General features: G+C 73.1%; 9 protein-coding genes and 2 pseudogenes. 8 read left to right on the top strand and 3 right to left on the bottom strand.

Annotation, left to right across the window (positions count from 1 at the left end):
* The first annotated feature begins 22 nt into the window (after nt 1-22).
* A complete protein-coding gene (locus ACWGKT_RS21595) occupies nt 23-1,012 on the top strand; it encodes a malate dehydrogenase (protein WP_356145295.1) in 990 nt (329 codons plus the stop codon).
* Nucleotides 1,013-1,156: 144 nt separating this feature from the next.
* Nucleotides 1,157-2,263 (top strand): hypothetical protein, encoded by a 1,107-nt coding sequence (locus tag ACWGKT_RS21590; protein WP_453275000.1) that lies wholly within the window; start codon nt 1,157-1,159, stop codon nt 2,261-2,263.
* Between the two features lie 12 nt (nt 2,264-2,275).
* Here ACWGKT_RS21590 and ACWGKT_RS21585 read toward each other — a convergent pair.
* Both ACWGKT_RS21585 and ACWGKT_RS21580 read right to left on the bottom strand, forming a co-directional pair.
* Nucleotides 2,276-2,581, bottom strand: a pseudogene (locus ACWGKT_RS21585) (MFS transporter); the annotation flags it as partial.
* Nucleotides 2,582-2,757: 176 nt separating this feature from the next.
* Nucleotides 2,758-3,729, bottom strand: coding sequence for a helix-turn-helix transcriptional regulator (locus ACWGKT_RS21580; protein WP_453274958.1), 972 nt, complete (start codon nt 3,727-3,729; stop codon nt 2,758-2,760).
* Nucleotides 3,730-3,787: 58 nt separating this feature from the next.
* On the opposite strand from ACWGKT_RS21580, the gene ACWGKT_RS21575 reads away from it, so the two are divergent.
* The 6 genes from ACWGKT_RS21575 to ACWGKT_RS21550 all read left to right on the top strand — a co-directional run bounded on the left by ACWGKT_RS21575 (nt 3,788) and on the right by ACWGKT_RS21550 (nt 11,588).
* On the top strand, nt 3,788-4,363 hold the full coding sequence (locus tag ACWGKT_RS21575; protein WP_453274957.1) for a mycothiol transferase: 576 nt from the start codon (nt 3,788-3,790) through the stop codon (nt 4,361-4,363).
* Between the two features lie 172 nt (nt 4,364-4,535).
* Nucleotides 4,536-6,056 carry an aldehyde dehydrogenase family protein gene (locus ACWGKT_RS21570; protein ID WP_453274956.1) on the top strand — a complete coding sequence of 507 codons (1,521 nt, stop codon included), beginning with the start codon at nt 4,536-4,538 and terminating at the stop codon, nt 6,054-6,056.
* Nucleotides 6,057-6,096: 40 nt separating this feature from the next.
* Nucleotides 6,097-7,638 carry a GMC family oxidoreductase gene (locus ACWGKT_RS21565; protein ID WP_453274955.1) on the top strand — a complete coding sequence of 514 codons (1,542 nt, stop codon included), beginning with the start codon at nt 6,097-6,099 and terminating at the stop codon, nt 7,636-7,638.
* On the top strand, nt 7,635-8,678 hold the full coding sequence (locus tag ACWGKT_RS21560; RefSeq protein ID WP_453274954.1) for a quaternary amine ABC transporter ATP-binding protein: 1,044 nt from the start codon (nt 7,635-7,637) through the stop codon (nt 8,676-8,678). Before ACWGKT_RS21565 ends, ACWGKT_RS21560 begins: the two co-directional genes overlap by 4 nt.
* Nucleotides 8,678-10,621 (top strand): ABC transporter permease, encoded by a 1,944-nt coding sequence (locus ACWGKT_RS21555; protein ID WP_356145282.1) that lies wholly within the window; start codon nt 8,678-8,680, stop codon nt 10,619-10,621. Before ACWGKT_RS21560 ends, ACWGKT_RS21555 begins: the two co-directional genes overlap by 1 nt.
* A 1-nt stretch (nt 10,622) precedes the next feature.
* Nucleotides 10,623-11,588, top strand: coding sequence for an ABC transporter substrate-binding protein (locus ACWGKT_RS21550; RefSeq protein WP_453274953.1), 966 nt, complete (start codon nt 10,623-10,625; stop codon nt 11,586-11,588).
* Nucleotides 11,589-11,602: 14 nt separating this feature from the next.
* On the opposite strand, the pseudogene ACWGKT_RS21545 reads toward ACWGKT_RS21550, so the two are convergent.
* Nucleotides 11,603-11,836: pseudogene (locus tag ACWGKT_RS21545) on the bottom strand (isocitrate lyase/phosphoenolpyruvate mutase family protein); the annotation flags it as partial.
* Nucleotide 11,837 lies beyond the last annotated feature (1 nt).

Here is an 11,837-nt window from a genome sequence, read left to right as displayed (position 1 = left end):
CAGCTGTCATACGGAGAACGCCATGACCCGCACTCCCGTGAACGTCACCGTCACCGGCGCGGCCGGCCAGATCGGTTACGCCCTGCTCTTCCGCATCGCCTCCGGCCAGCTGCTCGGCGCGGACGTGCCGGTCAAGCTGCGCCTCCTGGAGATCACCCCGGCGCTGAAGGCCGCCGAGGGCACGGCCATGGAGCTGGACGACTGCGCGTTCCCGCTCCTGCAGGGCATCGACATCACGGACGACCCGAACGTGGCCTTCGACGGCGCCAACGTCGCCCTCCTCGTGGGCGCCCGCCCGCGCACCAAGGGCATGGAGCGCGGCGACCTGCTCTCCGCCAACGGCGGCATCTTCAAGCCGCAGGGCAAGGCCATCAACGACCACGCCGCGGACGACATCAAGGTCCTGGTCGTCGGCAACCCGGCCAACACCAACGCCCTGATCGCCCAGGCCGCCGCCCCGGACGTGCCGGCCGAGCGCTTCACCGCGATGACCCGCCTGGACCACAACCGCGCGCTGACCCAGCTCGCGAAGAAGACGGGGTCCACGGTCGCCGACATCAAGCGCCTGACCATCTGGGGCAACCACTCCGCCACCCAGTACCCCGACATCTTCCACGCCTCGGTCGCCGGCAAGAACGCCGCCGAGGTCGTGAACGACGAGAAGTGGCTGGCCGAGGAGTTCATCCCGACCGTCGCCAAGCGCGGTGCCGCGATCATCGAGGCCCGTGGCGCCTCGTCGGCCGCCTCCGCCGCCAACGCCGCCATCGACCACGTCCACACCTGGGTCAACGGCACCGCCGAGGGCGACTGGACGTCCATGGGCATCCCGTCGGACGGCTCCTACGGCGTCCCGGAGGGCCTGATCTCCTCCTTCCCGGTCACCACCAAGGACGGCGTGTACGAGATCGTCCAGGGCCTGGACATCAACGAGTTCTCCCGCGCCCGCATCGAGGCGTCGGTGAAGGAGCTGGAGGAGGAGCGCGACGCGGTCCGCGCCCTCGGCCTCATCTGAGCGAAGCGGCAGCCGTCCGGCGGACGGTTTCCGTGACGAACCCGCACGGGCCCTGTTCCGGTTTTCTGCCGGAACGGGGCCCGCGCCCGTTTTCACCGCTACCGTCAAGAGCGGTACTACGCGCGGTGATTCGGGGGGTTCGCGATGAGTGAATGGGACAGCACCGGTCAGGACGGCCACGACTCCGGGCCACGGCACGAGCCCGGCGAGGACAGAGGCCAGGCGTCCTGGTTCACCCAGGAGTCGACGTCCGCACAGCAGGGGGCCGATCGCCGCGCGGACGATCCCCCGCGGCCCGGGGCGGACCGGCGCCACGACGCTCCCACGACGCCCCCGCCGCCCACGACGCCCGGGGCGGACCGGCGCGCCGGTGATCCGCCGCCGCCGCGGTCCGACCGGCGCCATGACGCTCCCACGACGCCTCCGCCGCCCGCGCCGGCGTCGCAGTCCGGGTCTCCCTGGGCGTCCGCCGAGACGTACGTGAGCGTGCCCGTGCCCCCGATCGACGGGGGGACTGCCGGTCCCACCCCGTTAGGGCAGCCGGGCTGGACGCCGCCTCAGCAGACCCCCTCGTACGGGGCGGGCACCGGGAGTACGGCGGGCCCGCGCGGGGCCGGGCGGGCGCTCGCGGTCATCGCCGTGCTGGTCGTCGCCGTGGGCACCGCGCTCGGGGTCTGGTACGTCGGGCGCGGGGACGACACCGGACCCGCGGCGCGAGGGTCGGCGGGCGGCGGTGCCGGCGTCTCGGCGAGCGGGTCGTCGGACGGCCCGTCGGCCTCGACGCTCGGCTCCTCGCCCCCGTCGGGCTACCGCGCCCAGCGGGACCCGGTCGGCTACACCCTCAACGTCCCCGACGGCTGGCAGCGCAGGCAGAAGCACGGGGAGAAGGCCATGGTGGTCTTCTACGACGCCCCGTCCGACGGCCGCCAGTTGCAGATCTTCGAGCTCTCGGAGTCCACCCCGGCCGAGTCCCTGGACCTGGCGGAGAACGCCGACTACGGCTACTCGCACCAGCCGGGCTACCAGTCCCTCGACCGCACCTCGGGCGACTCCTGGGCCGAGCTGTCGTACCGCTACGACGACCGGGACAAGGGCGCCCGCCAGGTCATCGACCACCGCTTCCAGGCGGCCGACGGCACCCTCTACGCGATCCGCTCCAGCGGCCCCGAGGACCTGCCCGCCGCCGAGGTCCGGACCCCCCTCGACGCCGCGGTCGCCTCGTTCTGCCCTACGGGCGCCTCGTGCGGTTGACCGCGTCCCGAACCTAACCGCGTACTCGGCGACCACGACTGCCGTCGCGGCCAGCACCAGCAGCGCGACCGTGCGCAGGGCCGGGCCCATGCCGTCGGTGAGGTCGGGGTGGGCGGCCAGGATCGTGCCGGTGACGGCGACGCCCAGGGCCGCGCCGGTCTCGCGGGCCGTGGTGCCGAGACCGGAGCCGAGGCCCGCCTGGTGGGGCGGCAGGGAGGTGACGACGCCGAGGGTCGGGGCCGGCATGGACAGTCCGGTGCCGGCCGAGATGACGAGCAGCCAGACGACGTACAGCCCGTAGGGCGTGCCCGCGTCGGCGGGCTGCCGCTGGCCGCCGCGCTGGGGCCGGCCACCTTCGAGGTGCCGCTCCGACTCCCCACGCTCCGGCTGGGGATGGCCTGGCACCCCCGCCACGACGCCGCCCCGGCCCACGCCTGGCTGCGCTCCTGCGTACGGGACCTGGTGACCCGCCGGCCGACCCGTGACATCAACCCCTAAGCGCCGTCCTCGTCCCGGTCGCCGACGGCCAGCAGCCGCCGTCCGAGGTCGCGGGCGGCCTCCCGCAGCTCCTCGGGCCGGACGATCCGGAACGGGACCCGGAGCTCGGCGAGCTGCCGGACGTACCAGTCGGGCTCGTCGGTCGTGGCCCGCAGCCGGGTGGTGTGCTCGTCGATCGGCTCGGGGCGGCCCACGCTGCGTGGCAGCCACCGCGCGACCCGCTCGGCGGGCGCCTCGATCAGGACCTCGACCTCGTGCGTCCAGCCCTCGGAGAGGTGCTCCTCCAGGGTGGCCAGTGGGTCGAGGTCCTCGGGCGGGGCGAAGGTCGCGTCGAGCGGTGCGACGCCGGTGATCCGGTCCACCCTGAGGACTCGTCGGGCGTCCCGGGTGTGCGACCAGCACAGCAGGTACCAGCGGCCGTGGTGGACGACGACGGCCCACGGGTCGACCTCCATCTCCCGTACGCCCTTCGCCCCCAGCCGGTAGCCGACGCGCAGCCGGCGGCCCTCGGCGCAGGACCGGACGAGGTCGGCCGTGGTGGCGGCGTCGGGTGTCGTGGCGTACGGGTCGCCGCCGCGCGTGCTGACCGTGCGGACGGCCGCGGCCGGGCGCGCCACCGGCTCCGGGAGCACCCGCAGGATCTTGCCGAGCGCGGCGCCCACCGGTCCCGCCGGGTCGGCCGCGTCGTGATGGCCGTCGAGGACCGCCATCACCAGCCCCAGGGCCTCCGCCGCCGTGAACGTCAGCGGCGGCAGCCGCAGCCCCCGGCCCACCCGGTAGCCGCCGTACGGGCCGCGCGTCGACTCCACCGGGATCCCGGCCTCGCGCAGGATCCCCACGTACCGGCGCACGGCCCGCTCGGAGACGCCGAGCCGGCCGGACAGCCGCTCGGCGGTGATCCCGGGGCTGTTCTGCAGCAGCTCCAGGAGCAGCAGGGCGCGGGCGGTGGGGCTCTCGTCGTGCGTCATCGAAGTCCCCGTACATTCCGGCAGCCGATCGTCCGGAACGGACCGTAGCGTGCCCGTCATGAGCGAGAACCCCGGCATGACCGAGAGCACGGAATCCGTCCTGCGCGAGCCGCCCGTCGAGGGGAGCGAGATCGACACCCTGATCGGCTCCCTGGAGCGGCAGCGCAGGACGTTCGCCTGGAAGTGCGAGGGCCTGGACGCGGCCGGCCTCGCCCACCGGATCCCGTCCTCCGCCCTCACCCTGGGCGGGCTGCTGAAGCATCTGGCCCTGGTGGAGGACGAGTACCTCACCCGGCGGCTGACCGGGCGGACGATGCCGCCGCCGTGGGACGCGGTGGACTGGGACGCCGAGCCCGACTGGGAGTGGCGCTCGGCCGCCTCCGACAGCCCCGAGCGGCTGTACGGGCTGTGGCGCGAGGCCGTGGCCCGCTCCCGGGCCCAGGTGCGGCAGGCGGCCGCGGAGGCCGGGGCCGACCACCGCGCGGCCTTCACCACCCGTGACGGCCGAAACCCCAGGCTGCGCCTGCTGCTGATCGACCTCATCGAGGAGTACGGCCGTCACACCGGCCACGCCGACCTGATCCGGGAGTCGATCGACGGCCGGGTGGGGGAGGACCCGCCGACCGACTTCTGAGGCGGTTTTTGTCCCCCAATGTCCGAACTGTGTCCGGATCCTCAGTGACGCCGCGCACTTTCCCCACTGATTGCGCATGCAATCCGAGGTCCGGGGCAGGCGGTGGCGGTCCCCGAGAGTGACACGTGTGTGACACAGGGGCACTGAACAGGAACGGAAGGCAATACCGATCATGGCGGACAGAACGGAACGACGGGCCGGGGCGACCCTTCACGCGGGAGGGGTGTGGCAGGAAGCGGTCTCCGGCGCGACGCGCGAGATCCTCGACCCCGCGGACGCCCGGCCGATCGCCGTGGTCGCCGAGGGCGACGAGAAGGACGCGGAGCTCGCGGTGGCCGCCGCCCGCCGCGCCTTCGACGCCGGCGAGTGGCCGCGCACGCCCGTCGCCGCACGGGCCGCGCTGCTGCGCAAGGTCGCCGACCTGCTGGTCCGCGACCGCGAGGAACTCGGGCTGCTGGAGAGCCGGGACGCGGGCAAGACCCTCGAAGAGGGCCGCGTCGACATCGACTGCGTCGCCGACGCCTTCCGCTACTTCGCCGACCTCGTCGCCGCCGAGGCCCCGGGCCGGGTCGTCGACGCGGGCTCGGCCGACATCCACAGCGTGGTCGTCCACGAGCCCGTCGGGGTCTGCGCGCTGATCACTCCCTGGAACTACCCGCTCCTCCAGGCCAGTTGGAAGATCGCGCCCGCGCTCGCCGCCGGGAACACCTTCGTGATCAAGCCCAGCGAGATCACCCCGCTGACCACGATCGCCCTGATCGACCTGCTCGCCGAGGCCGGGCTGCCCGCCGGGGCCGCAAACCTCGTCACCGGGCCCGGGCACTCGGTCGGCGCCCGGCTCGCCGAGCATCCCGACGTCGACCTGGTCTCCTTCACCGGAGGCCTGGTCAGCGGCGTCAAGGTCGCCCAGGCCGCCGCCCCGAGCGTCAAGAAGGTCGCCCTCGAACTCGGCGGCAAGAACCCCAACGTCGTCTTCGCCGACGCCTGCGCCACCGACGAGGGTTTCGACACCGCCGTCGACCAGGCCCTCAACGCCGCCTTCATCCACAGCGGGCAGGTCTGCTCGGCGGGCGGCCGCCTCATCGTCGAGGAGTCCGTCCGGGACCGCTTCGTCGCCGAACTCGCCCGCCGGGCCCAGCGCATCCGCCTCGGCCGGGGCACCGAGCAGGGCGTGGAGTGCGGCCCGCTCGTCTCCGAGCAGCAGCGCGCCAAGGTCGAGGCGTACGTCGCCTCGGCCCTCGCCGAGGGCGCGGTGCTGCGCAGCGGCGGCAAGCGTCCCGAGCCGTCCGCCGAGCGGCCCGCCACCGGCTACTTCTACGAGCCGACCGTCCTCGACCACTGCCACCGGGAGATGAAGGTCGTCCGGGAGGAGGTCTTCGGGCCGGTCCTCACCGTCGAGACCTTCCGCACCGAGGACGAGGCGGTGTTCCTCGCCAACGACACGGAGTACGGCCTCGCCGGCGCCGTCTGGACCACCGACGCGGGCCGCGCCCGGCGCGTCGCGGGACGGCTGCGGCACGGCACCGTCTGGATCAACGACTTCCACCCCTACCTTCCGCAGGCGGAGTGGGGCGGCTTCGGCAAGAGCGGCGTCGGCCGTGAGCTCGGACCCACCGGGCTCGCCGAGTACCGCGAGACCAAGCACGTCTACCAGAACCTGGCGCCCCGGCCGGTGCGCTGGTTCGCGGGCTGAGACCGCCCCTACTTCGACCTTCCTGGAGCGAACACCCCCCATGTCCCCCACGTTCGAGAATCCCCATACCTACGACTACGTCGTGATCGGCGGCGGCACGGCGGGCTCCGTCATCGCCGCCCGCCTGACCGAGAACCCGGATGTCACCGTCGCCGTCATCGAGGGCGGCCCCAGCGACGTCGACCGCGACGACGTGCTCACCCTGCGCCGCTGGATGGGCCTGCTCGGCGGCGAACTCGACTACGACTACCCCACCACCGAGCAGCCCCGCGGCAACTCCCACATCCGGCACAGCCGGGCCCGCGTCCTGGGCGGCTGCTCCTCGCACAACACCCTGATCTCCTTCAAGCCGCTGCCGTCGGACTGGGACGAGTGGGAGGAGGCCGGCGCCAAGGGCTGGGGCGCGGTGCCGATGGAGGCGTACTACGCCCGCCTGCGCAACAACATCGTCCCGGTCGACGAGAACGACCGCAACGCCATCGCCCGCGACTTCGTCGACGCCGCCCAGGCGGCGCTCGGCGTGCCCCGCGTCGAGGGCTTCAACCGCGAGCCGTTCGCCGAGGGCGTCGGCTTCTTCGACCTCGCCTACCACCCGGAGACCAACAAGCGGTCGTCGGCGTCGGTGGCGTACCTGCACCCGGTGATGGACGAGCGGCCCAACCTCCGCATCCTCCTGGAGACCTGGGCGTACCGGCTGGAACTGGACGGCACGCGCGCCGAGGGCGTGCACGTGCGCACCAAGGACGGCGAGGAACTCCTCGTACGGGCCCGCCGCGAGGTCCTGCTGTGCGCGGGCGCGGTCGACTCGCCCCGGCTGCTCCTGCACTCGGGCATCGGCCCGAAGGCGGACCTGGAGAAGCTCGGCATCCCCGTCGCGCACGACCTCCCGGGCGTCGGCGAGAACCTGCTCGACCACCCCGAGTCGGTGATCGCCTGGGAGACCCACGGCCCCATCCCGGAGAACTCCGCGATGGACTCCGACGCCGGCCTGTTCGTCCGCCGCGACCCCGAACACGCGGGCCCGGACCTGATGTTCCACTTCTACCAGATCCCCTTCACGGACAACCCGGAGCGCCTCGGCTACGAACGCCCGGAGTTCGGCGTCTCGATGACCCCCAACATCCCGAAGCCGAAGAGCCGCGGCCGCCTGTACCTCACCAGCGCCGACCCGTCCGTGAAGCCCGCCCTGGACTTCCGCTACTTCACCGACGAGGACGACTACGACGGCCGCACCCTCGTCGACGGCATCCGCATCGCCCGGGAGATCGCCCAGGCCGAGCCGCTGGCCTCCTGGCTCAAGCGGGAGGTCTGCCCCGGCCCGGACGTCACCGGCGACGAGGAGCTCGGCGAGTACGCCCGCAAGGTCGCGCACACCGTGTACCACCCGGCGGGCACCTGCCGGATGGGCCCCGTCGACGACGAACAGGCCGTCGTCGACCCCGAGTTGAAGATCCGTGGCCTGGACGGCATCCGCATCGCCGACGCCTCCGTCTTCCCGACCATGACCGCCGTCAACCCGATGATCGGGGTGTTGATGGTCGGTGAGAAAGCCGTCGACCTGATCGAAGGTGGTGCGCGATGAGTACTCCCGTCTTCTCCGTGAACGGCCTGTGGAAGGTCTTCGGCCCGAAGGGCGACCGCGTCCCCGCGGACCCCGAGCTGACCGGCCTGCCGCCCGCCGAACTCCGCGCCCGCACCGGCTGCACGGCCGCCGTCCGCGACGTCTCCTTCGACGTGCGCAAGGGCGAGGTCTTCGTCGTCATGGGCCTGTCCGGCTCCGGCAAGTCGACGCTGGTGCGCTGCCTGACCCGGCTCATCGAGCCGACCGCGGGCAGCATCTCCATCGACGGCGAGGACGTCCGCGCGATGGACCGCACCCGGCTGCGCGAACTGCGCCGCCACCGCGCCGCGATGGTCTTCCAGCACTTCGGCCTGCTCCCGCACCGCACCGTCCTCGACAACGTGGCCTACGGCCTGGAGATCCAGGGCGTCGCCAAGTCCGAGCGCCGGGAGCGGGCGCGGAAGGTCGTCGCCAAGGTCGGCCTGGAGGGCATGGAGAAGCGCAGACCCGCCCAGCTGTCCGGCGGCCAGCGCCAGCGGGTGGGCCTCGCCCGGGCCCTCGCCGTCGACCCCGAGGTCCTGCTCTTCGACGAGCCGTTCAGCGCCCTCGACCCGCTGATCCGGCGCGACATGCAGGACGAGGTGACCCGCCTGCACCGGGAGGAGGGCCGCACGATGGTCTTCATCACCCACGACCTGAGCGAGGCCCTCAAGCTCGGCGACCGCATCGCCCTCATGCGCGACGGCCGCGTCGTCCAGCTCGGCACCCCGGAGGAGATCGTGAACTCCCCGGCCGACGACTACGTCCGCGAGTTCGTGCGCGACGTCCCGCGCGAGCAGGTCGTCACCGTCCGCACGGCGATGCGGCCCGGCGACTGCGGCGGCCCGGAACACCCCGGCGCGCTGCCCCCCGACGCGGTCGTCGCCGACGCGATCAGAACGGTCGCCCACGGCGGCAAGCCGGCCTGCGTCGTGGACAACGGCCGGTGCCTGGGGGTGGTGGACCACGAGCGGCTGCTCGCTGTGGTCGCCGGAACGGAGCCGAGCAAGGAGGCGGCGTAATGGCCACTGTCACCGCTGCCGCCCCGCGCCTCGCACTGCCCGGATTCCTCCGGCGCCCCGCGGCCCGCAAGCTCGTGCTGCTCGCCCTCGCCGCGGCCGTCCTCGTGCCGCTGGCCCACGCCCGCTGGGCGAGCGGCAGCTGGCCGCACGCCCTCACCGTCGACCTGTCCAAGCCGCTCGCCGACGCCAGCGACTGGGTGATCGACAACCGGGACAGCCACCCGCTGTTCCTGTACTTCTTCGGCTACGTCAGCAACGCCGTCGTGCTGTCCGTACGCGCCGTCTACCTGGCGCTCCTCGCCGCAGGCTGGGCGGGGGTCACCGCCCTCGGCACCCTCGTCGCCTGGCGGGTCGCCGGGGTGCGCCTCGCGCTCGGCACGGCCGCCGCGTGCCTGGCCTGCGGTCTGCTCGGCATGTGGGTGCCGACCATGCAGACCCTCGCGCTGATGGTGGTCGCCGTGCTGGTGTCCGTGGCCGTCGGCGCCCTGCTGGGCCTCGGCGCCGGACTCTCCGACCGCCTCGACCGCGCGCTGCGCCCGGTCCTGGACACCATGCAGGTGCTCCCGGCGTTCGCGTACCTCCTCCCCGTCGTCCTGGTCTTCGGCATCGGCGTCCCCGCCGCCGTCCTCGCCACCGTCGTCTACGCCGCCCCGCCGATGGCCCGCCTCACCGCGCTGGGCCTGCGCGGCGCCGACCCCGAGGTCCTGGAGGCCGTGGAGTCGCTCGGCGCGACGGGCCCCCAGCGCCTGCTGACCGCCCGCATCCCGCTGGCCCGCAAGGAACTCCTCCTCGGCCTCAACCAGACGATCATGATGGCGCTGTCGATGGCCGTCATCGCGTCCGTCATCGGCGCCGGCGGCCTCGGCGACCGCGTCTACCAGGCGCTGGCCTCGGTCGACGTGGGCGCGGCCCTCGCGGCCGGCATCCCGATCGTGCTCCTCGCCGTCGTCCTCGACCGGGTGACCGGCGCCGCCGGCGAGCACGCCGGCGAGGGCCACCGCGACCTGCGGCCCTGGGCCTACGGCGCCCTCGGCACCGTCGCCGTCGCCGTGGCCGTCCGCCTGCTGGGCCACCTCGACTGGCCCTCCGGCTGGACCCTGAACATCGCCGAGCCGGTCAACCGCGCCGTCGACTGGATGACCGCCCACCTCTACTCCGGCGTCCCGTACATCGGCGGCACCGCGGACTGGGCGGGCCACTTCACCACCTGGGTCCTGGACCCCCTGCGGGACGGACTGCAGTGGCTGCCCTGGTGGTCGGTGCTGCTGCTGGTGGCCGCCCTGGCCTGGCTGATCGGCACCTGGCGCACCGCCCTGACCGCCGTCCTCGCGATGGCCGCGATCGGTGTGCTCGGTGTGTGGGATCCGTCCCTGGACACGCTCTCGCAGGTCCTCGCGGCCGTGGCCGTCACCCTCGTGCTCGGCTTCGCGGCCGGCATCGCGGCGGCCCGCAGCGACCGCTTCGAACGGGCCCTGCGCCCCGTGCTGGACGTCTTCCAGACGATGCCGCAGTTCGTGTACCTGATCCCGGTCGTCGCGCTGTTCGGCGTCGGCCGCGCCCCGGCCGTCGCCGCCGCGGTCGTCTACGCCCTCCCGGCGGTCGTCCGGATCACCGCGCAGGGTCTGCGCCAGGTCGACCCGGCCGCGCTGGAGTCCGCGCGCTCGCTCGGCGCCACCGGCCGGCAGCAGCTGTGGCAGATCCAGCTGCCGCTCGCCCGGCGCTCGTTGCTGCTCGCCCTCAACCAGGGCGTGGTCCTGGTCCTCGCCGTCGTCATCATCGGTGGCCTGGTCGGCGCCGGCGCCCTCGGCTACGACGTCGCCTTCGGCCTCGCCCAGGGCGACCTGGCCACCGGCCTGGTGGCCGGCGCCGCGATCGTCTGCCTGGGCCTGGTGCTCGACCGGGTGACCCAGCCGACCGAACGCCGCGCGAAGAAGGGAGCGTGACATGCGCCGCCGTATGTCCCGTCGTACGACACTCACGGCCGCCGTGGCCCTCCTGGCCCTGACCACCGGCTGCGGCGCCGCCGACATGACCAGGCAGGCCTCGCCGTTCGCGAACGCCCAGGGCGCGAAGACGGTCACCCTGTCCGTGCAGTCCTGGGTGGGCGCGCAGTCCAACGTGGCCGTGGCCCAGTACCTCCTGGAGCACGAGCTCGGCTACCGCGTCGACACCGTGCAGGTCGACGAGGTCCCCGCCTGGGACGCGCTCAGCCAGGGCCGGGTCGACGCGATCATGGAGGACTGGGGCCACCCCGACCAGGAGCAGCGCTACGTCACCGACAAGAGGACCATCGCCCGGGGCGGCGACCTCGGGGTGACGGGTCACATCGGCTGGTTCGTCCCCACGTACCTGGTCAAGCAGCACCCGGACATCACCGACTGGCGGAACCTGAACAAGTACGCCTCCCTCTTCCGCACCCCGGAGAGCGGCGGCAAGGGCCAGCTGATGGACGGCTCCCCGTCCTACGTCACCAACGACAAGGCGCTGGTGACCAACCTGAAGCTGGACTACCAGGTCGTCTTCGCCGGTTCGGAGGCCGCCCAGATCACCCAGATCAGGCAGTTCGCCAAGGAGCGCAAACCGTTCCTGACGTACTGGTACACGCCGCAGTGGCTGTTCAAGAAGGTCCCGATGACCGAGGTGAAGCTGCCCGCCTACAAGGAGGGCTGCGACGCGGACACGGCCAAGGTCGCCTGCGCCTATCCGCAGACCCCGCTGCAGAAGTACCTCAACGCGGACTTCGCCAAGGACGGCGGCAAGGCGGCCGCCTTCCTGAAGAAGTTCCGGTGGACCACCGAGGACCAGGACCAGGTGTCCCTGATGATCGCCGACCAGAAGCTGACGCCTCAGGAGGCGGCGAAGAAGTGGGCGGACAGCCACCCCCAGGTGTGGAAGGCGTGGCTGTCGTGAATTCCTACATTCCTTCAATTCGTCAGGCCGTCGGCGATCTCCCGCAGCGCACGGGCGGTGCGCCGCTGGAGCCCCGGCCCCAAGGTGACGCGCGTGGCCCCGAGTTCACCGGGTTCGGTGGGCGAGGGGCCCGTGCCGTCCAGATGGCCGTGCATGTTGATCGGCCCCTCGATGTCGGCCCGCAGCAGGGGGAGCACGGCCGCCGGGGCGTGGATCGGGTACACGCAGTCGGCGCCCGCGGCGACGTAC

This window comes from Streptomyces sp. NPDC054794 (assembly GCF_053611585.1).
This window is presented reverse-complemented; position numbering and strand designations above follow the sequence as displayed.